The sequence below is a fragment of the Flindersiella endophytica genome, from assembly GCF_054779015.1.
In genome coordinates this window covers 59,243-80,712 of sequence record NZ_BAAGYY010000043.1, presented here as the reverse complement: position 1 = coordinate 80,712, position 21,470 = coordinate 59,243, and the positions used below count along the sequence as shown (strand labels likewise).

Annotated in this window: 22 protein-coding genes; 12 read left to right on the top strand and 10 right to left on the bottom strand. The window is 65.6% G+C overall.

Translation table 11 applies throughout. The features are described 5' to 3' along the window. Positions 1 to 19 precede the first annotated feature (19 nt). The 8 genes from ACYVF6_RS43610 to ACYVF6_RS43575 all read left to right on the top strand — a co-directional run bounded on the left by ACYVF6_RS43610 (position 20) and on the right by ACYVF6_RS43575 (position 6,302). Entirely contained in the window at positions 20 to 454 is a 435-nt protein-coding gene (locus ACYVF6_RS43610) for an S-adenosylmethionine decarboxylase family protein (RefSeq protein WP_460532134.1), read from the top strand. Then, positions 447 to 839, top strand: coding sequence for an ASCH domain-containing protein (locus ACYVF6_RS43605; protein WP_460532131.1), 393 nt, complete (start codon positions 447 to 449; stop codon positions 837 to 839). Before ACYVF6_RS43610 ends, ACYVF6_RS43605 begins: the two co-directional genes overlap by 8 nt. 5 nt (positions 840 to 844) lie before the next feature. Then, positions 845 to 1,864, top strand: coding sequence for a hypothetical protein (locus ACYVF6_RS43600; RefSeq protein ID WP_460532128.1), 1,020 nt, complete (start codon positions 845 to 847; stop codon positions 1,862 to 1,864). Then, positions 1,858 to 2,811, top strand: a complete 954-nt coding sequence (locus tag ACYVF6_RS43595; protein WP_460532125.1) for a bis-aminopropyl spermidine synthase family protein — start codon at positions 1,858 to 1,860, stop codon at positions 2,809 to 2,811. The genes ACYVF6_RS43600 and ACYVF6_RS43595 overlap by 7 nt, the downstream gene beginning before the upstream one ends. Next, entirely contained in the window at positions 2,781 to 4,499 is a 1,719-nt protein-coding gene (locus ACYVF6_RS43590; RefSeq protein ID WP_460532122.1) for a non-canonical purine NTP pyrophosphatase, read from the top strand. The genes ACYVF6_RS43595 and ACYVF6_RS43590 overlap by 31 nt, the downstream gene beginning before the upstream one ends. Before the next feature lie 28 nt (positions 4,500 to 4,527). After that, complete coding sequence (locus tag ACYVF6_RS43585) at positions 4,528 to 5,094, top strand: nucleoside/nucleotide kinase family protein (protein ID WP_460532119.1); 567 nt, start codon at positions 4,528 to 4,530, stop codon at positions 5,092 to 5,094. Next, positions 5,091 to 5,648, top strand: a complete 558-nt coding sequence (locus ACYVF6_RS43580; RefSeq protein ID WP_460532116.1) for a hypothetical protein — start codon at positions 5,091 to 5,093, stop codon at positions 5,646 to 5,648. The genes ACYVF6_RS43585 and ACYVF6_RS43580 overlap by 4 nt, the downstream gene beginning before the upstream one ends. Positions 5,649 to 5,768: 120 nt before the next feature. Beyond that, on the top strand, positions 5,769 to 6,302 hold the full coding sequence (locus ACYVF6_RS43575) for a nucleoside-diphosphate kinase (RefSeq protein WP_460532113.1): 534 nt from the start codon (positions 5,769 to 5,771) through the stop codon (positions 6,300 to 6,302). Between the two features lie 274 nt (positions 6,303 to 6,576). Here the strand turns inward: ACYVF6_RS43575 and ACYVF6_RS43570 are convergent, their stop codons facing one another. Further along, positions 6,577 to 6,897, bottom strand: coding sequence for a hypothetical protein (locus ACYVF6_RS43570; protein WP_460532110.1), 321 nt, complete (start codon positions 6,895 to 6,897; stop codon positions 6,577 to 6,579). Positions 6,898 to 7,213: 316 nt separating this feature from the next. Between ACYVF6_RS43570 and ACYVF6_RS43565 the strand changes: the two genes are divergently transcribed. Next, entirely contained in the window at positions 7,214 to 7,822 is a 609-nt protein-coding gene (locus ACYVF6_RS43565) for a GNAT family N-acetyltransferase (protein WP_460532107.1), read from the top strand. Positions 7,823 to 7,833: 11 nt separating this feature from the next. Continuing rightward, positions 7,834 to 8,859: a DUF932 domain-containing protein gene (locus tag ACYVF6_RS43560; RefSeq protein WP_460532104.1), complete on the top strand. Its 1,026-nt coding sequence runs from the start codon at positions 7,834 to 7,836 to the stop codon at positions 8,857 to 8,859. A gap of 25 nt (positions 8,860 to 8,884) precedes the next feature. Here ACYVF6_RS43560 and ACYVF6_RS43555 read toward each other — a convergent pair whose 3' ends face one another. The 5 genes from ACYVF6_RS43555 to ACYVF6_RS43535 all read right to left on the bottom strand — a co-directional run bounded on the left by ACYVF6_RS43555 (position 8,885) and on the right by ACYVF6_RS43535 (position 14,403). After that, positions 8,885 to 9,343, bottom strand: coding sequence for a hypothetical protein (locus ACYVF6_RS43555; protein ID WP_460532101.1), 459 nt, complete (start codon positions 9,341 to 9,343; stop codon positions 8,885 to 8,887). Between the two features lie 707 nt (positions 9,344 to 10,050). Then, a complete protein-coding gene (locus ACYVF6_RS43550) occupies positions 10,051 to 11,403 on the bottom strand; it encodes an amidoligase family protein (RefSeq protein WP_460532098.1) in 1,353 nt (450 codons plus the stop codon). Between the two features lie 209 nt (positions 11,404 to 11,612). Then, positions 11,613 to 12,149 (bottom strand): hypothetical protein, encoded by a 537-nt coding sequence (locus ACYVF6_RS43545; RefSeq protein ID WP_460532095.1) that lies wholly within the window; start codon positions 12,147 to 12,149, stop codon positions 11,613 to 11,615. A 14-nt stretch (positions 12,150 to 12,163) separates the two neighbouring features. Continuing rightward, positions 12,164 to 13,024: a hypothetical protein gene (locus ACYVF6_RS43540; protein ID WP_460532092.1), complete on the bottom strand. Its 861-nt coding sequence runs from the start codon at positions 13,022 to 13,024 to the stop codon at positions 12,164 to 12,166. 269 nt (positions 13,025 to 13,293) lie between these two features. Further along, on the bottom strand, positions 13,294 to 14,403 hold the full coding sequence (locus tag ACYVF6_RS43535; RefSeq protein WP_460532090.1) for a ParB/RepB/Spo0J family partition protein: 1,110 nt from the start codon (positions 14,401 to 14,403) through the stop codon (positions 13,294 to 13,296). 205 nt (positions 14,404 to 14,608) lie between these two features. On the opposite strand from ACYVF6_RS43535, the gene ACYVF6_RS43530 reads away from it, so the two are divergent. Further along, positions 14,609 to 14,884, top strand: coding sequence for a maleylpyruvate isomerase N-terminal domain-containing protein (locus ACYVF6_RS43530; RefSeq protein WP_460532087.1), 276 nt, complete (start codon positions 14,609 to 14,611; stop codon positions 14,882 to 14,884). A 1,017-nt stretch (positions 14,885 to 15,901) separates the two neighbouring features. Then, positions 15,902 to 16,204 (top strand): hypothetical protein, encoded by a 303-nt coding sequence (locus ACYVF6_RS43525; RefSeq protein ID WP_460532084.1) that lies wholly within the window; start codon positions 15,902 to 15,904, stop codon positions 16,202 to 16,204. Between the two features lie 8 nt (positions 16,205 to 16,212). On the opposite strand, the gene ACYVF6_RS43520 is transcribed toward ACYVF6_RS43525, so the two are convergent. From ACYVF6_RS43520 to ACYVF6_RS43505, 4 genes are all read right to left on the bottom strand, one after another. Further along, positions 16,213 to 16,554, bottom strand: a complete 342-nt coding sequence (locus ACYVF6_RS43520; protein ID WP_460532081.1) for a hypothetical protein — start codon at positions 16,552 to 16,554, stop codon at positions 16,213 to 16,215. A gap of 243 nt (positions 16,555 to 16,797) precedes the next feature. Beyond that, positions 16,798 to 17,391, bottom strand: coding sequence for a helicase associated domain-containing protein (locus ACYVF6_RS43515; protein ID WP_460532866.1), 594 nt, complete (start codon positions 17,389 to 17,391; stop codon positions 16,798 to 16,800). 222 nt (positions 17,392 to 17,613) lie between these two features. Beyond that, a complete protein-coding gene (locus ACYVF6_RS43510; RefSeq protein WP_460532078.1) occupies positions 17,614 to 18,522 on the bottom strand; it encodes a replication-relaxation family protein in 909 nt (302 codons plus the stop codon). An 8-nt stretch (positions 18,523 to 18,530) separates the two neighbouring features. Beyond that, complete coding sequence (locus ACYVF6_RS43505; protein WP_460532075.1) at positions 18,531 to 21,215, bottom strand: type IV secretory system conjugative DNA transfer family protein; 2,685 nt, start codon at positions 21,213 to 21,215, stop codon at positions 18,531 to 18,533. Positions 21,216 to 21,470: the final 255 nt, after the last annotated feature.

The following is a 21,470-nucleotide window of genomic DNA, read 5'->3' as shown; positions in this document are numbered from 1 at the left end:
CCTGGTCGCGGATCCGCCGATGACTCGATCGACAACGAACGCTGAACCGGCCCCGCCGCCCGACGCCGTACCGGCCCGCGAGTACCAGGGCGGACAACTGACCCACCTCATCGTGACCGGCCGGGGGTGCGCCGGAGAGCTGAACGACCCACGTGCCCTCGCCCGCACCTGCACCGAAGCGGCGGACTCGGCCGGCCTGCGGATCGTCGCCGAAGCCCAGTACTCGTTCACACCCCATGGAGCGACGGTCGCACTCATCCTGGCCCAATCACACCTGGTCGTGTCGACTTGGCCGGAACACCGGCTCGCGGTTGCCGACATCGCGATCTGCGGACCCAGAGCCACAGCTTTGCGCGCGTGGCGGATGCTCACGACGTTCCTCAAGCCTGCCAGCCGGCACGTCGAAGAATGCGTCATCCAGCTCGGCGCCGACGAAGTGAGCGCGAATGACTGAAGAACTCGACACTCAGCTGCTTCCGGCGATCAAGTTCTTCAAGGACGCGGTAGACGACATTCTGAGCGGGGCCAAGACGCTCGAGCCGCGGCCGCGCAGCGAAGGCTGGGTCCGGAAGATCTCAGCGGCCAGTCACGTCCGCCTGACGTACGGCCCGCGGATGGGTGTGCCCGTCACCTTCGCGGTCGCCGCCGTCCTCGACGTTACCGTACGCGGATTCGAGACAGCCACGCAGGAAGATGTCGACCGGATCGGGTCGACCTGGAAGGGCAAGGACCCGGCCTTCTTCATCCGCGAATACACCGACTGGTACCGGAAGGAGCTGGACAAGGACTATCCGGTCGCATGGATCAGCTTCGAAGTCATCCCTGGGCAGGTCACATGAGGACGGTGTTCGAACCTCGCTTCTACGAGCGTGCAGCACAGAGACACATCGCCGCGTTGTTCGACCAGGAGGCCTTCATCAACGTGCCGTGGGGACTCTCCGGACCGCCGCACTGCCGCCCGGAGATCGACGCGATACTCGCCGGGAACGGGCGCAGGCTGCTGCCTGCCGAGATCAAGGCGCACACGATCCACACCGATACGGCCGAGGACGTCGTCGCCAAGTATGGCGCGCTCGGGTTCTCCCAGCTCATTCTGGTCGCACCCGAGTTCACCCGGCCCGCTCTGAGGTTGCTCGCCTCAGCGAGGCTACGAGTTCGAGCAGTTGTCTTCATGCCGGATCTGGAGCCGATCGCCGCGTACTACTCGACCGACTGGACCACACACGTTCCGGCCTGGGTACACGCCACCTTGGCCACCGGCCAGCATCACATCCGGTTCATGCTCACCCGTCCCACTGCTAGCGGCAGGATCGTGGTCGGGCAGCCTCGAACCCGCATCTATCACGCCGACACGATGACGCGGATCATCCATACGTTGCCGAGCCCACCGGCACGCGTGCTGTGGACACCGCAGAGATTCACCATCCCGCGCGACGTTATCGCTCGACGCAGCAAGCTGACCGCACTGGGCGGATACGTTCCTGTCGACATCGACGGTGACCGGATCCACCGTGCCATGTACGCCTGTCAGCTCTCACCCGTTCAACGGACCTGCCGGCATTGTGGACAGCACGCACAACGCGAGCTCAGCAGGCTCAGGCGTGCCCTGCCAGAAGCACCCTGGGTGGACCTCGTCTCCAGCGGAGGCCGGGGAGTCCACGCCTACCTTCGCGACGAGCCGGGCCTACGGAGCCGGCTGCTGCGCATCGCGAAGTCCTCAGGCGTACGTCTGGACGAGCCCGTCACAGCCTCCGTAAAGGCGACCATCGCACTTCCCGGGTCACTACACGCTGGGACGACACGTCCAGTGACCTCCCTTGTATCCGGCTGGCAGGAAGACCTGGATCAGGTGATCGCATGCTGATCACCCCGTCCTCGCCCGTCGTTGCCCACCGCCGCTCCTGGCAGAAGGGCGGGCTCGGTGCCGCAGAAGTGTTCCGGCTCGCCCAACTTCGCGGTGCGGTCACTCAGGACTTGCCGGGGCAGACCCGGGACAGCGCCGGGCCGCCACCCGTCCATCCCTGCCCCGCCTGTTCAGGCCTTGGCTTCCTGACCTGCCAATCGGAGGAGTGGGCTCGCGAGACCACGGCGCTACGCGCTTCTGAACTGACCACCATCGATCAATGCCACCTCGACGAACCGTCCCTGTTGCGCCGTCTGACCATCCTGTGTGCCAGCCGCCCCATGTCCAACACCTCCGTGGTGTTCGTAGGCGACGACGACCTGGCCAGCGTCGCGCTGCTGCGGCACGACCCACCCGAACGTCTGTTGCTGCTCGACGTCGACGAACGCGTGTTGGCGGTCGTCCGGGCCGAGGCGCACCGGCTCGACCTGGCCGATCGCCTGGTGACCCATCACGTGGATCTCACGGTGCCCGGCGCCGTCGAGGAGATCATCGGCGAGTACGGCGAAACGTTCGACGTCGCGGTCACCGATCCGCCGTACGCCGAGGGTGGCATGCGTACGTTCGTGGGGCTGGCGTGCCGGCTGCTTACCCACACCGGCGAGGTGCACGTCGCCGTACCAGCCGTGCTGGCCGAGGCGTGGTCCGACGAGCTGCTCCTGGCCGTCCAGGCCGACCTGACGGCCTGCGGCTTCCTGATCGAGCGCCTGCTGCCCGGAGCGTTCACCTACACCAGCTCCAATGTGATCTCCTCCCTCGTCGTCGCCCGCCGCCTGGCGGGCGCTCGATATCCAGATACGCCCATCTTGGTCGGCGAAGACCGCTTCTACACGACCAGGACGCATACGGGCGCGATCGCCAACACCATCACCGCACAATGCACGACTCGGCTCGAGGAGAAGTCATGACCAAATCCGTTCCATTGGTTGTCTTCGTCACTGGGAACGCCGGGAAGCTGACTACGGCCCGCGAACACCTTTCTCCATTGGGGATCGAGGTCGCACAGGCCCGACTTGACTTGGATGAGATTCAGTCGACGTCGGTCCATGATGTCGCGATGCACAAGGCCCAGCAGGCATTCCGCGTGCTCAAAGTTCCGTTGATGGTCGAGGACTCAGGGTTCGGGATCGACGAGATGGGCGGCTGGCCCGGCCCGATGGTCAAACATCTCGTCACAGCGGTTGGGGCAGCCGGCATCGCCCACCTGGCCGACCTGACCAGATCGCGGGCGTGCCGGTTCACCTCCGTCCTGGTCTACATCGACGCTCACGGCGTCCCGCGCGCGTTCACCGACGAAGGCGAACCCGGCATCATCGCCGAGGCGCCTGCGCGGAAAGGTGAACCGGGCTCTTGGTCGCCCCTGTGGGAAGTCTTCGTCGCACCCGGCACAACCGCACCATTGGCGGCGCTCGCCGGTGCCGAACGCACCGAGCTATTCGAACGGTGGAAGGACAACTCCGTCTTCGCCAGATTCGGGCAATGGCTGGTGCGCCGCACCCGCCCCGAACCAGCCGTCCCATCTGACGAAGGGCGGATTCGCAGCGCCGACCTGACGTTCGACTTCCCGGCCGACCGGATCGCCAGCCGCCCACGGCCCGCGGGCGAAGACCGGCTACTGCTCGTCGATCGAGCCACGAAGCAGATCTCGCACCGGATGGCCGACGAGCTTCCCGAATTGCTACCGGAGCACAGCCTGGTCGTGGTCAACAACTCCGCCGTGGTGAAAGCGGCGCTGCGCCGCATCCCGGACGACGGCACCTACCTGCACGTTGTCAACCCGTTCCACACCGCGCTGTCCCGGGTGACGTGCCTGTGCCCCTGGAAGCCACGCACCGGCACGAGCGTCCCGATCCGCGGTGGCCGGTTCGACGTCGAGACCGTCACCGAACCAGGCCGCGACCTGCGTACCGGGACAATCGTCCCTGACGATCCCACCGTCACCACGCTAAGCGAGTTCATGGCTCGGTACGGCGACATGCCCATCCCGATCTACGTGAACGCGCAACGCGATCCCGACGCCTCGGATGCCATCGACTACCAGAACGTCTACGCCTCTACACCTGGCTCCGTGGCATGCCCGACGGCCGGCCTGCACCTGACCGAGGGCCGTATCAAGGCTCTCCGGGCAGCCGGGCATGAGGTGGCCGAGGTCACCCTGCACATCGGCTACGGCACCTGGCGCAGCCTCGCCAGCGAGTACGTCGACGAGCACGTCATGGACACAGAGGTCTGCGAGATCAACGCCGCCGCGCTGGAGACTCTCCGCACGGCCAGACGCAACGGACGCCCAGTCGTCGCCATCGGCACCTCCACGGTCCGCACCCTGGAGACCTTCGCTGACCAGATCCGCGACCCGATCGGACGCGAGTCGTCCGGACCACTGCATCGCGAGACCGACCTGTACATCGCACCCGGATACACATTCCGCGTGGTCGATCACATGCTTACTAACTTCGCGTACCCGCAGACACCGATCATGGCCATGACCGCAGCCTTCACCGGGTCATTCGACCTGCTGACGACCGCCTATCAGAAAGCCGTCGATGACGGCCGCTACCTCTTCCTCACCTACGGCGACGCCATGTTCCTGCGTTAGTCGCGCACCGCTTCCAGGGAGGGACAACGTGCGCAGCATCCTCATCACCGGCGTCCGAGGAGTCGGCAAGACCACGATTACCACCCGGGTCGCCGAGCAGCTCGGTATGCGCAGCTACGACTACGCCGACCTCATGCTGAAAGCTGACCCTGACCTGACGGACAAGGACAGCATCGAGGCGATCGACTGGATACGACGTCAAACCATCTACCGGCAGATCGACGCGGTCCTCGACAACTGGTTCGGCGCAGGGAACACAGATCCCACCTGCCTACTGATGGAAAACCACCTCAGCATCGTCCAGGACGGAAACATTACGACCTTCCCGGCTCGCAGCTGGCGTCTCTACAACCCAATCGGCATTGCAGTCATCGAAGCATCCCCAGAGACGATCCGACGTCGCCGTCTCGACGACCGGTCACGTCGGCGTACTCAGGACAGCGACGATCGCATTGCTGAACAGCAAGCCGTCAATGAAGAAGGGGCCTGCGAAATCGCCGCAGTGCTTGGAATCCCGGCGATCACCATCGACAACGACGATGAGCAGCGGGCATCCGCCAACCTCGCGGCGTGGATCGGAACCTTCCGCCGATGACCATACAGGCGACCACTGCACGAGTGATCCGGCTCTTCGAGATTACGCTCATCAGCGCCGATCCAGGAACCAACGCCCTCCAAGACATGCTGGTGGCGAACGGCGATCACCGCGTCACCATCGTCCCGACACCAGGACTATCACCTTGGATCTTGGTACAGACCGCAGACGTCGACGCCCACGAGCTCCACGACATGATCGGCATGCCTGTATCGATTACCGAGCTCCGAAAACACGTTCAGGTCGAGCACGCCGACCTGCACGGCTTGGCTCACCTCATCGCCACAGTCGACGCCAGCGGCGTGGCGATCGGCCGCGCCGCGACAGAACGCGCCATCCAGCGACGCCGGCTCGACATCCTCGTCCTCGCCGCGGACCTCGATCCCGCATATACGACATCGATCGAGAAGGTGATCGCCGAAGCCCAGCAGCACATCCAAGTCATCATCAGCGATCTCACCACCGCGGAACTCGGACAAGCGACGGGATGCCGCCGCGCCGGATGCGTCGGGCTACTGCGCAACCGGCAAACCCACAGTCTTGGGTCCAGGTAAGTCGATATCGAGGCTGCGTCGTCTCATCCCTACCCGGCTTGACCTCATCGGCGCCAATGACACCTCAACAGCCAAGCTCAGAATAGCAGTCATCGAAGCGAAGCGGGAGAGATCTCAACCATGGAAGACACCCTCGTCCTCATCAAACCCGACGCGTGCCGACGCGGTCTCACCGGACTCATCCTCGCCCGACTCGAACAACGCAACCTCACGATCCAGCACATCCGCATCACGCGGGACGAGAAGACAGCAGCGGAATCGCACTACCCAAACGATCCAGCGTGGCTGCAGGGCATCGGATACACCACCATCGCCGACTACGCCAGCCGCGATCGCTCAACCATCGAAGACCTTCGCACAGACGATCCCGAAGAGATCGGCCGCATCGTCCGTGGCCGGCTTGTCGACTACCTGCTGTCCGGCCCCATGGTCGCCGTCGCCGTCCGCGGCCACCGCGCCATCGAAACCGTACGCAAACTCATCGGCCACACCATCCCCCTCAACGCCGCCCCAGGCACCATCCGCGGCGACTACAGCAACGACGCCCCCGAACAAGCCAACGCCGAGCACCGCCCCGTCCACAACCTCGTCCACGCGTCCGGCGACTCCGCCGAAGCCGTCCGTGAACTGGCCCTCTGGTTCCCGACCTCTTGAGAGACGCCTCAGACAACAATTGCGGGCCGCTGACCAATCCATCATCGGGCCGCCGCCGCTTCCCCTGCTTCGTTGGCCTGGCCAAACGGACCACCCGGTACAAGCAAGCACCGTTCCTGCCGAATTCACCAAGATAGCCCCGCACTGAGTCAGCAGGTTCACTCAGACCCGTTCTACGAACAGGCAAAGGGGAGCTGCTACCGAGGGGATCCGCTGGACTTCGGAGATTGGACCGGTGCGAGTTTGCGCAGCAATCAACGCCGCACACTCGCTGTCACCTCTGGGCAGTGGGCGGAGATGGGCGCCTGCGGGGGCGGCCGCCGCCGGCGCCGCGGCCCGCCCGGTTCTTGGCCCAGTCGAGGAGTTCTTGAGTGCGGTCGCGGTTCCAGTACGGCGAGCGGGCGATGTGGCCGTCCGGATTGGGGAACGGGTGGTTGGCGTAGCGGCCAGGTCTGCCCGCTACGACCGACCGCGACTCCGTGAGGTAACGGCTGATCGTGATGGGTTTGACGTTCAGCAGCTCCGCGACGGCTGAGCGGTCGAGTACGTCAGCCTCCGGCGGGTGGTCACTGCCCTCGACCATCGCGCTCCTCATGGGTGGATCCAGCTAGATCACCTTGCCACGCCGGCTCCCCTCGCCGCGAGTTGCTGGTCGGCGTGTCGCACTCGCTGTCAACCACAAACTTTGTTCATCAGTGTTGACTCTTTTCGTTGGCCGAGCTAAGTTGGTTCATGAGATATGAACAACGTTTCGTGAACTGAGTCGAATGCGCTGACCAGTCCGGGGTGAGCGCGACGGAAGCTCTCCCGCTGCCCGGGTCGCCAGCCGACTCGCCGTGCCGACGTCTCCGGCGAGCATTCCTCCCAGTCTCCGTGCATGTATTGGAGATCTGCTAATGACTGTGCTGGTCGTGAGTGTTCCCGAGTGGCAGATCCTGTCGTTCGAATCCCAGGCTGTTCAGTACCCTGCCTCCGGCCCTCCCGGCTTGTCCTACTACAAGGGCGAGATCTCAGAGGCCGAGTGGGTCGACTGCCTGCTCTATCGCGACAACGACGGCAGCCTGATCGGGATCCTGAACTACTACGCCAAGGACTTCCCGCCCTGGGAGCAGGCAGGCAACTACAACATCTGGGTCCGCCCCGACCACCGGCGCCAGGGCATCGGAACCAGCCTCCTACGAGAAGCACATGCCCGGTGGAGGCTCGACTTCGCCCAACAGCGGTACACACCGGCCGGTGCACGGCTGGCACAGTCCGTCCTCCTCGGCATCGCCCGTACGGCCAATGACCGGCTGTCGGATCTTGGCGGCTACGTCAACCAGCACTGGGAGGAGGTGGAGTACGCGCTCAACGCCGCCATCGACTGGTACAGCGACCTCCCGCAACCGCACAGCGGCGACTGCGGAAGCGGTGACTGTGCCGACTGCCAGAGCCTCGCCCAGGCGAATACCTGGAAGCTCCACCTCCAGGAGCTCCACAAGCTCCGCCAACCCCACGTCAGCCAACCGGCAACAAATTAAGGGAGAAGCTCATGCCGCACTACTTCGACACCGGCTTCGTGGTCCGCCGACCGGCCTGGCATCGCCTGGCTACCGTCCTGGACGACTACCCCGGCAGCTGGGAGGAGGCCCGCCGCCTGGCCGGGCTCGACTGGGAACCGATCCGAGTCCCCAGCTACGAGTTCCGTGGCGTCAACACTGGTGGCATACCCGTCTGCGAGCCTGGGGACGGCGTGACCGGCGACTATTTCGAGGACCCCGACCGAGTCCGGATCGTCCGTTCCGACACCGGCGCCACGCTCGCCGTGGCCAACGACAGCTACCAGCTGATCACCCACGCCGAGATGGGCGAAGTGGTCGAAGCGATCCTGGACCAACCAGGCGTCAAGTACGAGACCGCCGGCTCCCTCGAGGAAGGCCGCGCAGTCTGGGCGCTCGCCCTGCTCGACGAGCCCGTCCAACTCAAAGGCACCGCTGGGCAGGATCACTCCCTGACCCTGCCGTACCTGAGCATCATGAACCGGCACGACGGCGGATCCGCACTGCGGGTCCAGTCCACCACGGTGCGGATCGTGTGCGCCAACACCTGGCGCGCCTCCGAACTGGAAGGTGATCAGACCGGCACCGTGTTCTCCTTCCGCCACACCAAGCACTGGCGCCACAAGGTCGACGAAGCCCGCCAAGTCATCACCGGTGTCCGCCGCGACTTCCACGCCTACTGCCAGGCCGCCACCGAGCTGCTCGGCATCACCGTCACACCCCAGCAGACCGAGTTGTTCATCAGCGAGTTCATCCCCGCCCCACCCGAAGGACTGACCTCCAAGCGCGTCCGGGAGAACATCGAACACGCCAGATCCGCACTACGCAAGATCCTGCGGTCCGACACCACCGCGCCCGTCGCGCACACCGCGTTCGGGCTCGTCCAGGCAGCCGGCGAGTACGCCGACCACGTACGCCGCGCCCGCTCCTGGGAAACACGCCTCAACCGCTCCCTGCTCAACCCCGAACCCGTCAAAGCAAAGGCCGCCCGCATGGTCAGGAAAGTGGCCACAACGTGACGTCCGCAGATCCACGACGTCGGCACTAGGCCGGCTGCACGTCGACGGACACCTTCAGCTCCTGTGGCATCCGAGCCCGCGCCGGATCCACCAGCTGCATTAGCACCCACCTGTGCATCCGATTCCGCAAGACGTGCAGCGCTTCGCCACCGTACGGCTCAACGCCGTGCGCTTCCGGCTGCCCCGGACCTGTCCGGTGCCACAGGATGTCGAGCTCAGGCTCAAGAGTGTTGTCCTCGGCGCCGGAGAGCCGCACCCTCACTCGCATGGCCGCCGGAAGTTCGTCGATCTGGCTTGTCATGCGAAGCACTCGCGAGAGCGCCCAGGCTTGCATCTGGGCTACAAGCGCCTCTACGGCCTCCGCCGACAGCGTGGTGAAGTGCCCCTCACCTGCACTCGCCAGCGGGCTCCTGACGGCACTGAAGATCATCTGCGGCCCTTCGACGGTGAGGAAGGCACCAAGGCCGGGTTCGGTAGCGGGCACGGTGGGGCTCCTGCTGGCTGCTGAATGGATAGACGGATGAGCAGACCCTAGCGGCGATGGGATCCTGCAAATACCTTGTTCGATTGGATTCATCAACGCGGTCTGTCGGCGCGCTCTGCCTAGACCGGCGGAGACGCCGCCAGGATCCGGCAGAACTCGACGTCGGCGCTCCCACTCCCGCCCGGCCAGACCGGGCACAAGTCCCCCAATCTGGGCCCAGCCGATATGCACGAGACGAGCCGTCGTAATATGGTCGAACACCTGTACAGTTCCCAGCCCGCCTGATCAACGAGAGACGGCAGGGATGACCAAGCACCAGACCAGATATGAGGCACAACCCACACGACACGGCCACGGAGTCAAGGACAACCAGCAAGGGTGCTGGGTCGCCCTCGACCTCACGCAGGAGCATGCCTCCCGACTCGCCGCTGAACACAACGCCGCAGCTTCGACCGACCCGATGCCACCGACCTGCGTCGATATCCACCCACCAGAACGCGTCACCGCGTGGGTTCACCGCAGATGGTAGCGCGGGTATCTGACGCGCATGGAGCGCAGCGACGACAGCCTGTGGGGGTTCGTGCAGCCCAACCTGCGGTTGAAGAATGGCCGCTGGATCCCCGCCGACCACATCCGCCGGGAGACCTAGCGGCGAATCCAGCCACAGCCGACGTCAGTCGATGTTCGCAGCTGTGGGTGTGCGCTGATCACGCGGCCAGCCTGCCGCTACCCGTGGGCCAGCGTGTGGAGGCGAACAGCGCTGTTGCCTGGGCCTTGTCGGCCGCGCGGGTGAACAGTGTGTCGACGAGGTTGCGGAAGCTCCCGGTGGCTTCGCGCCAAGCGTCGCCTGTGAGGCGTTGCCTTCCGGGGTTGGTGCGATGGTGGGTGCCGACTGGCTCAGGCGGCGGCAGGGATGCGCCGGAGCCGGCGGTGCGGAAGGCTGCGTGGGCGAGGCCGAGGCTGAGTTTGATCTGTGCCTGGATGGTGCCGGGGTCGATGGAGCCGTCCCACATGCGGAACTCGACGTGGTCGCTGAGGCGTCCCCAGACCGCTTGCAGGTTGACGCCGATTGCGTGGCCGCCGTTGTCGCCGCGGGCGTGTTCGATGGTGCGGTATCCGTTGCCTGAGTTGCGGTTGGGGACGCACCAGGCCAGGCCGCGGTGGCTGCGCCGCTGCGGGTTGGCCGCGAGCCGGTAGATGGTGTCCTGGTAGCCGGAGACCAGGCCGAGCAGCCGGTTGTGGTTGTCGACGGTGTGGTCGTAGTCATGCAGGGACACATGGACGTGACCGCCGGTGTGGGTGCTGGCGCGGCCGCCGTGGCGGCGGATGATCTCGCATGCAGCGGCGAGGTTGCGCCAGGTCTGAGGTTCGTCGTACAGGATCGGAGAGACGAGCTCCCCGGCGACCGTCGCGTCGGACTCCAGGGACCAAGCGGTGGGGTCGTCGCTGTAGCCACGGCCAGCGGCGGCGTGGTAGCGGCCCTGCGAGCGTTGTCTGGTTAGGCCTGCAGCGCGCAGGTCGCGGGTGATCGCCGCCATCGCTGCTGCGCGGTTGGCAACGGTGGGTTCGAAATCGAACTCCAGCTCGACGCCGAAGCCCCGGCCGCCGTCGCGTGCGCCGAGTCGGCCAGTGGCGTCATCGGTCATGTACGGGACCGGGTCGTCGCCTCGGGCCTGCCGGGCCATGGCCTCGTGATAGTCGGCTCGGAAGGCGTCGAAATCCTCGGTGTACGACACTTCTGGCGGCTGGGGCCAAGTGGCTTCCGCCTGGTTTTGAGCGCGTTGAGAAGCCTGGTGTTCGTCGGCAAGGTCGGCGTCTACGCCTCGGGTTGTCCGACGCAGGTTCGCGGTATCGGCGTGGTGGGCCCGCAGCTGCTCGAGGACCGCGTCGGCGACCCGTTCTGAGTCCAAGCAGACGTTCTCTTCGTGACCGCAGGCGCATTGCACTCGGTCGGCATTGACGTCCCAGCGGCTGGAGTCGGGAGTGCCCGAACCACGATCGATCACCGACACTGTGCCGTGGAATGCGTAGGAGCGACCCTCGCCGATCGGTGGAAGCACCCCGCTTACGGTGAATGTGTCCTGACCATGCTGTCCCAGGACGTTCAGGACTTCTCCCGGCGGTGGCATACGCAGTTCGCCGTAGTCGCCATCGATGGGTACGACGACTGCGGGCCGAGCCTCGTCAGCGGGCTCCGGAACGGGTTGGTAGTGCCAGGCGCCGGGCCTCACGACGGACGGCTGATGCCGGCTGCGGGATCCTGTGCCCATCAGGCCCCCTCAACCTGCTGTACCTCTGACTCCCGCACGGCCAGATCCATTACGCCCGCCACGTGCAGTGATGTGAGCAGTGCCAAGTCGCTGGTCGGGTCCAACCACACCAGCTCGCCGGCGCCGTCGGCTTCGGGCCGTGGGCGCGGCCCGATCGGTACGTAGAACGCGGTCACCAACGCCAGGGGCACTGGCGCCGACCACACGGCAGGGGAGGGAGGAGCGTCCCTGCCACCCAGCACGACAGCCCGCTGCTCCGCCGTGCAGGCGTCGAGGAGCTCTGGTGTGGCAAGCGCTGCCTGCAACCGGACCTGGACGTCAACGCAGTAACGAAGTCGCGCCCGCGAGCGCCCATGTCCATCGAGCTCGTCGTAGCCCGGGATCAGTACGGCAACCAGCTCGAGGTGCGTATCGGCGTAGCACCGCCGTCGGCCGCCTGCATGGATCATCTCGAACCTGTACGGCGTCCCGTCCGGTTTCACCGGAGCGGCGGGCGGCTCCCGTGATCCGGTGGAGTTCTTGAGATCGACAGTCATCCCATTACCTCGCCTCATCCCAGCTCGGGTAGCAGTCCGGCCATGTACCTGACGGTGGCCGCGAAGGCATCCGATGACTGGGCATATTTGTCAATGCGTCCTTGCTTGGTCATCACGGCGCCATGCAGGGCGTACTGATACGGGTTCTGCGACACTACGATCAACCGCCGCCCGAACAGCCGGACGGCGAGCGCGATCCTGTCCGCCCGCGAGAGCCCGGTCAGGATGACACGGACGTTTGGTGGAAGATGCTCAGCCAGCCAGTACAACCCCGGCTCAGTCCATGACTCCCAGTCGCCGCCCTGGCGGACGGTTTGCAGGTTGATCGCGATCGCCGACGGCGCGGTGTCGCTGATCCAGGTCGCCCACCGGCGCAGATCTTCCAGCCGATACCAGTACACATTCGGAACGGCGCATGCGCCCGCGTCGCAGAGTTCCTTGGCGATCAGGAGGGAGCGGCGCATGTTCAGCAGGTGCTCGGTGCGTGGCCAGTTGCCGTAGATCGAATAGTTGGGCGCGAGCACCAGATCCCAGCCCTGCGACGCGATCTGCTCGATCAACCGTCCCGTGTGGCGACGTGACCAGAACGCCTCTACCAGCGGGTCCTCGCCGTATCCGACCAGGAGCGCCAGCTGCCCTGGGGGCAGGCCGAGCGCCGCGTGCGCGGCGCGGCCGCGCAGCCTGGGATAGATCTCGTAGGTCGCCGGTGAGAACACACGGCGCAGCCCGACTCCGTACGCCGGCCAGCCCAGATCGGCGTCCAGCCGCCTGATGTTCGATCCGTCCACCTGCGGGACGAAGACCGGCAGCCCAGCTGGCAAGACAGTGTCGAGGGCGATGTCGTCAAAGCTGAGCGTCCCGCCAACCTCGGCCATCCACGCCGCGATGTCGGTACGGGAGCCGCACCGAATCGGACACTGCCCACACGCACCCTGCGGGGAACCCACCTCCGCTCGAGCGCAAGCGCAATACGAGCACGACGCATTCGTGCCCGAACATAGCGGTTCCACCGTGGCCGGTCCACCAGAGCCGTCCGGACCGGACCAGAACGCACAGCTTCGGCAGTCGCAACCGCGGCCCGGCATCGGCGGCCATCCGCCTTCTCCGCTTGAGCGTAGCGTCGGTTTCGGGAGGTCCGTACGCATCACGACATCCCCGGACGCTGGTCGCCTGCGAGAAGTTCGGAGAGCTCATCGATGAGCAGCCGCAACGACCCGGCCGCGTAGCGCGGCATCGTTCCACCGTCGCGCAAGCCCGCGGCCAAGCAGCGGCAGGAGTCCAGGACAGCCGTCACGACGTCGACGGAGACGACCCTGGAGTCGTTCTCAATCTGGTCAGATCTGCGGAGCTTCTCGGCACGGGCTTCGTTTGCTCCGGCATGGATCTTCTCTGCCATCTGCACAGCCTGTTCGGCCCCCAGGCTCGAATTCTCCGCACCGGCCTTGACGGCCGCCGACAGAAGGTCCGTCCGTTGGCGCTGCTTCACCGCCGTCCAGATCTCCTCGGCGGCCGCCCGACGGCCCTGAAGCAGCCCGGCGAAGGTGATCCTGGTGTGCAGGCTGACCTTCGCCTCATCCATCTCCTCCGAGATCTCACGTGGCAGAGCAGCAAACGCCTGGGCAAGTTGGCGCGCCTTCCGAGGCGACAGCTGCAAGCCGAGCCTGCGTAGGACCTCGCTCCACGGAGCGGCGCATTCGGCGTCGTGGCCGCGGAACCGCTCAATCGCACGCCACTGCTCGACCGGATCCTCCAACGTCATCACTTCGTCAAGAGGAGTCCTCCCTGCGGCGAGCAACCGCGCTGTCGCGATCGCGCACCGCTCGAGCAACAGCGCTGCGGCAAGCTCACCGGGCCGCAGGTCTTCGCGAGCGACGTTCTCGACCAGTTGCCAGCACCGCCGGTCCGCATCTGTCAACGGGCCAGGACACACCACGGCAGGCAATGCGGCGAACTGGGGATTGTCGGCATCGTGGATGGCACCCCAGCGCATCGCGCGCAACCGTCTGTCTCCAGAGACCAGCCGCAGGCGCCGCCGTTCGTCACCACCGCCGTCGACGAACTCCTCGACCAGCACCGGTTGAAGCAGTCCCACCGTTCCGATCGACGAGATCAGATCCGCCAAGTCCTCCGGCGCGCTCGACTGGCCCGGCGTCCGGCCCTGCGGCTCGGTGAACACCGCACCCGGTCCGCGCAACGGAAGCATCTCCAGCCGCCGGCGTCGCAGGTTCTCCGACGCCGCCAACCGAGCGTACATCCTGGTCGTAGTCGATCGGGCGCTGTCGCCAGCTGATACCTCGTTCATCCCCAGATACCTCACCTCTCGGTGACTGAACGCATTCGCACGCATCGGACCTTGTGAAGCCGGGGCGCTGCCTACCCTGCTACCGTCCCAGCACCCTGGCGGCAACTTCACCTCCAAGTAAGCGCAGGTCGTCTCTTCTGTGTGACGGCAAGACGTTGTGGATGCGCAACGGCGGTGCCCCTGCACCACGGGAAGCGTGGGACCCTGGTCCGGTTGGGCGTCTGCCGATCTGAATGGAGCCTGCTCTGTGGTATCGGGGTTTCTGGGTCACGAGCGGTACTTCGGCGAGCTGGAAGCCGAGACGGCGGCGCTGGCGGCTGCTGTCGAGGGTGCCGATCTGGCTGTGCCGGTGCCGATGTGTCCAGCGTGGAGTCTGTTCGATCTGATCCAGCATGTCGGTCGGGGTCAGCGCTGGGCGGCGCTGATCGTGTAGCGGCGGGCCGAGCGGCTGGTGCCGATGGATGAGATGGAGGTCGAGACGCAGGCGCCTTCCAACCCGGGCGAACTGTCGGACTGGCTGCAGGCCGGCGCACGGCGGTTGGCCGATGCCGTACCTGCGGCAGGACCGGACCGCGCGGGGTGTGGACCTGGTCGCCGCAGGAGCAGACCACGGGGTTCTGGTTGCGAAAGCTCACCCACGACACGCTGATCCACCGACTGGACGCGGAACTGACCGTTGGCCGAGACCATTTGGTCGCCGCGGATCTGGCCGCCGATGGAGTCTCGAGGACAACCTGGACACGGTGCTGGTCGCGGGCGAGGCGCTGAGCGTGCTCAACGACGCGATACCGCCGCCTCCACCGCTGCGATACCCCGAGGAAGGGGTGACGGCCGACGATGGGCTTCCGTCCGCATTGGAGGCGCTGGCACAGGCCGGCGCGACAGCTGCTCAGGACGTGCCCACTGATCGGGCCTTCAAGCGAGATGAGCGGGCGACACGTGGCGTCAACAGACATCGGCTTCTCACGGAGTAGTCAGTCGTTCTCCGCGTTGGCGGACAAGAAAGCTCCGCCACCGGCGGACGTCAGAATTCCCGGCGCGGATCGTTCGGTCGGCTGGACCTCACACGCCTCTACCAGTCGGCGTCAGCTGCCGTGACGACGACCCAGCGCGGAATCCTGCTCTATACCGCGGTGCGCATGCTCGCTGGCGGCGAAGCGGCACCAAGCGGCTGTACTACGGATGGTGCCTGCAGTACAGCATCGACCCGAACGTCGCGCCCGGTGTACCGGGTCGTCTCTAGCGTCCACGCCTTGGCTGCCGTCGCGCTGCCAGGAGCAGAAGGCGGTCACAGATGGAGACGGTGTTGCTCGACCCGCCCGCCGGAATGGAGCTAATGTCCGGGCCGTCGTGGCCGAGCGCCAAGGGGTCGGCGATGTTTGCCGAAGCCGGGCGCGTGTTGACTCGGTCGTAGCCGAGCAGCCAGGCCACACTGCTGGATACTGGTGGGATGCAGCCAGCCAACCCGCCGGATCCGGACTTCCAACTGCTGTTCAACGCACATGCGCGATGGGCCGACATGCCGCCGGTCAAGCTCGAGAACGAGCGGGCCGACCTGCACGCGATCGTCACCTTTCTGCAGTTGGCATCGCGACACCCCAGCCTGTCGGAAGGACAGCACATCGAGTTGATTCAAATCGGGCGCCGACTCCAAGCGATCGTTTGCGATACTCCGGAGATGCTGGCGTTCACCGATATGGGCTGGAACCCGCAGCACGACCAGCAGCCTCCGCCGGAGCCCGACGGCGGTTGATGTCGCTCCTACTCGATGGGCTGCCCCACCGGATCAATCTCAAGGTCGCTTGCCTCGGTAAGCAATCTGAGGCACGCATAGGGAATGTCGCAGACAACAAACCCGGCACGTATCTCCCACCCGCTCCTCAGGACCGCCTTCACCGGGGCTGAGGCGAGCACGGCGCGCGGGTCATTGACGGACTCATATGTTGAAGCCAACGCGACGATAATGCTGTGGCCGGCGTCCTTGAAGTAGGCGTACCACGGTGCAAGGTCGGCTGGCAGCTTGCCAGGGTAGCTGTGGCCATACTCGATGTGGGCGCCGAAGACCAACTGTATGACGTCGTGCGGATCCGGTATCTCAGTCATCACTTTCCCTATGGTGGAGCGTCAGGTCCGTGGATTGTCGGAGTCTAGTCACCAAGGTATCGGCTCGCAGGCAATCGCCACCGCGCCTGGTCGGCAGTTAGGTCGAGGATGATCTCGGTGACCTCAATGCCGAATCCGCGTCGGTGGCAGGGCGCCGAGTCGCCAACGCTGGGACCGTTCCAAGTCCTTCCGTAGCGCACACCTGATGTCGCGACGCACGGGACCTTCACGATGTCGTGCAGCTCAGGTAGGCGTCGCCTCAACCGCATGGTTCAGTTCCCCTCGCTGGTCGGGTGTTGTCGAGGTTAGTTCGGTCGTATGACTGTTTGGTCGGCGGGCTGCCCCACCTTTCGGAGGTTTCCACTCGAAGCCGAGCGCGTCGAGGGCGGCGCCTCGTTCTTTGGTGAGGTTGCCTTGGCTTCTTAGGTGGCGAAGTCGCCTTACCCATTCGCCGAGCCTGATTCCGCCAGCGGTCACGTGGTCTTGTGGGACGAGCACGTTGTCCCACTCGACGAGGTAGGCGACGAGTGCGCCGTAGCGTCGCCGCCATTGGGTCTCGCGTGGGTCCCAGTCCATTCCGGCTTCGTCGAGCGTGGCGATCTGGTCGGCGGTGAGTTTGCCCTGGGTTCGGCGGCTGCGGAGCCGGTTCAGCCAGCCGGCTAGCTCGAACCCGTCCACCAGCTCGCCCTTTGGAACAGGCCGACGAGCGCACCTGGCTGGCGCGCAGGCGGCAGGCCATACCGTGGACCTGCTCCTGAACCGTCGACTGCCGCTGGCGTCTTCAGCGCCGGAGGTTGCGGGAGACCGTGCACTGTTCGAGCACTGGCTTGTCCACAGCGCATTCTGACCGAATCCGCGTTAGTAGCCCGATCTGGAGCTACGCGACGACGAGCTGACCCAAATGCCTGCAGTCGGGACGGTGCGACCTGAGTGGGGAGGGTGAAGGTCGCACCGCCTGAGAAGAGGCCGGACGGCTCGGCTCCGGGGGCGGGAGCCTGACCTCAGTCGCCTCGCCCTTTCTGAAATACCCCCATGGACGGGCGGTATCAATGATCTACGTCATGCTCGCGCAAGGCTCGTGCCCATGTCGGTACCTGCGGAGTCATCCAGCAGCGGGGTCACGGTCACGGAGAAAGCGCCGCCGCGGTGTAGGCGCTCCAACGTAACCGCGCCCACGGTGAAGACGCCGCACAGCGCAGTCAAGCGATGGTTGGCATGGCAGTATGCGCACAGGTCGTTGATCCGGGTTTCGAGCTGTTCTTGTGACTTGCCGGAGAGGACGATCAGAAGCTTGGGGAAGCGGGGATAGATCTCCTGCCAGGCTGGGCAGCTAGCCGCACCGGCGTTGCGGGTCGCTGGTGTGTAGGTGTAGTACCGCGCGTACTGGTCGATCTTGGCGGCGAGTCTGGCGACGGTCATGGTGGCGCGGTCGAGCTCGATGAAGTAACGCAGGTGGGTGCGGTGCCCGTCCGGGTCGTTGACGACGTAGTGCAGGAGTGCGTCTGCGATCAGATGGTCATCAGTGAACCTGCGGTTCGCGCCGTCGCGGATGCGATGGGCGACCTCGAGGGTCCAGTCCAACGGCTCGCACTCGTCGCCTCTGGCTCGGGCGGTTTCGACGAAGAGCACGCCGACCTCGTTGACGGCGAGGAGATGGGTTTGTGCCGGTCCGGCGGCCTTGTGCGCGGTCATGCGGTACGGCCTGCAGGGCACCTCGCCGGCGGCCTCGACGAGCTCGGCACCTGCGCCGGTGGCGTACCAGGCGAGCTCTGGTCGGGTCCGTCGGTGGCGCACGCCTACGGTCTCGATGAATCCCGCATCGGCCAGGCCGCCAAGGCGGCTGCGGATGTAGCGCGAGGTCTTGGCGTCGGGGACATATAGCCGTGCCAGCTGGCTAGTGGTGGCCAGCCTGCACTGATACAGGAACGTGAGGAGCGCCGAGTCGAGCTTCGACAGCGACGAGCGCATCGGAAGCCCTACCCGAGCCTTGTCGACGGGCCGAGGTCTGTTCCCTGGCCGGTGCCGCGCCGGGATCGTTCGCCCGTCGATGAGCTGGTCATGGATCGCAGGGCGGGTGCTGGCCCAAGCTGCGCTTTGATCCGGTTGTCGAGCTGGTCGAGTTCCTCGGTCACATCCTGGATGCGTCGGCGGCGCAGGTTGGTGTCGATCGCGGCGTCGAGCACAGGGATTCGTTCTGGGTGATGGTCTTCGCCGAACAGGTCGATCCCGAGTTGCGGCCCTCGGATCAGGAACGGCTCGGTGGTCCGTCCGTTCATCGTGACCGAGACGATGTGGTGGTACTTCTCCAGCTGGACGACGGTGTTCGGGTCGATGATGTTGCCCCACTGGCGCGTGACGGTCTTCGCGGCGTCGATCTCGGCGGTGGACGTGGCCAGGATCGATTGGTTCTGGAGGAGAGAAGTCCGGGTGGTCGCCGACAGGCGGGAAGCCATCTGGGTCATGAAGTGCCCACGTACGCCGAACTTCCTGAGCTGCTCGACGATCGCGGCGATCGTACCGCGTGCGGCGCCGTCCACGACGGTGAGTTCGTCGACGAACGCATGGAAGGGGCGGCGTTGCTCAGCCGGAAGGTCCCTGCGTGACAGCGCGGCGTTGAATAGGTCGAAGATGAGCAAGCAGGTGACAATTCGATCGGTTGTTCCTGTTCCTTGCGGGCAGACCATTACGACGCGGCCGGTGTCGAGCGCCCGGCGGGCGTCGTAGGTCGATTGGGGTTGCCCGAGGAAGGCTCGCAGCGCAGGCGAGGCAGCAAGACGCTCGATCACGTTGGTGACCACGGGGATGGCATCGGCACTGTAGGAGCGGAAGCTGGTCGCCCAGTACGCCTTGAGCCCGCCGCTCAGGTGCGGCATGATCGCCATCCGCCAGTCCTCGTCTTGTAGCAAGGTACGGATCTGGAACAGCGTCGGTTGCAGGTCCGCGGGCAGCTTCAGCCCGAGCTCGCACAGGGATTCGCAGGCCTTGGTCAGGATCGTCTGGGCTCGGTTGGCGCCGTCGCCCCACGCCAGCGCTGAGGCGATCCCAGTGACGACGGCGGAGGTCTGGTCGTAGATGTGCTCGCGGCGTTTCCCGTGCATGGACAGCGGGTTCCAGCCGCACTGGCGCGCCTCATCGTTCCGCAGCGTCAGGTCGATCTCCCATACCCGCTGGTATAGCCCGTCCCTGCACAGGTACGGCTTCGCGCGCTCCCACCCGTCCCGGTGCGGGTCAAGGAACCACACGCCGTGCCCCGACCGGGCCAGCGCGACGGCCTGCACCAATGCCAGCTCGGTCTTGCCGCAGCCAGCCTTCCCAGTACGAAGCGAGAACAAAGTCTCATCCAGAGGCGCCCCGACGAGAGCTTGGCCACCGTCGGCGCGACGCACGAAGCCCAGTGGCAGTAGATCAGGTTGTCCCCTGTAGACGGTGAGTTCTCTGGGGGCGGGCGGGATTAGCCCGCCGGAACGCGCGACGTTGCGCGCTGCGCAATGCCGCGTGGCTGGCTTGAGCAGCCCGCCGACCTCGCTTGGCGTCACCAGGGACTGCTTGCGCGGGGAGAATTCTCCGGTACGGAAGCGCCGGTCGAAGCCGCGGCGTCGCGGCCAGGAATCCGCGCCAATGTGGAGGAGCCGCAGGTTCGGGCCGGCGACTCGCCACCAGTTCTGGCCGGAACGCCACTGGTCCATCGCGGCGAGCATCTGATGCAGATGTGCCTCGGCGCGGCCCGGGATCTCCGACTCTGCCCGGATCAGAACCTGCGCGACAAAAACGGGCTCCGCTCCGGAAAGCTTGTCGACCGTGACGTCGAGGCGGCCGCGCTTGAGGGGGACGTCTCTCCCCTCGGTACGCCGTGGTCGACTCGCCCGGCTGCCTACGGGCGTGGTGCCCAGCACCAGGCGGGCCAACTGTCCTATGGAGTAACCACCGGTCAGGCTGGCGGCGGCATGATGCCAGAGACCATCACCGCCCGATCGAACGTGTTGCATCCCTCGGTGGCGGAGATGCTGCACCTTTGCCGCGGTGAGCGGAAGCAGGTCGAGGCAGACGTCGACTCGCTCACCCAGATCTTGGCGTACATCGCAGACCGCGGCCGCCAAAGCCTGCAGCGGGTCGGGACGCAACGGCACAGCTCGAAGCGGCTGGTCGGAGTCCTTGGCAAGCACGAGCTCGGCGCGAGCGACATGAACGCGCCGGTCGGCGGGCGTCGAGGAGGGAGAGTTTTCCTTCGCTGGGCATTGGCGGATCTCGACGTGCGGGTAGCTCTGGTGACGCAGCACGGAGGTGGAGGTCAGGTGTCCCTCGAGGACGTACGTCTGCTGGCCGTCCGGCCTGGTGGTCAGCCGCACGCGGACCGCAGTCGCCGCAGCCGGGGCGCCGCTCCAGACCGACGGCCGGGTGCGGGCGACCTGGTTGGCGAAGCGGAGGACATCTTCACTGCTGGGGTCGAAGGAGGTCGTCGGGAGAAGTTCATAGCTGACTCGCTCGGAAAGTCTTCTGTTGATCAGGACTCGTCGAACGTTAAGAACCGCGATCAGGAGCGCGACCACTCCCATGGTGATTGTCGGTATCGCGCTTACCCATTGCCCGGGGTGCATATCGAGCGCCTGCGGCGCGCTGACGTTTTCGAGGCCTGCCGTCCAGCCCGAGCAGCTTCTCATCATCGACCTCCATATGGATGGGGCTGGACAGCAGGCAGTAGAAAGAGTCGATTCCTTATGAGCCTTGCCGGATGGTCTCTGACCAGCGCGTATATGTACAACGGGAGAAGGAGATTCGGTACCTGTTTTGGTACTCGTTGTGGTATCCGTTTCGGTATCTGTTGTGGTACTCCATTCAGTCAGCCGGTCAGCCAGTAGCGCTTGCCGCATTGCCTACATTCTGCGTAGCCAACTCCTCCGCTCTTGGTGAGTGCGCCG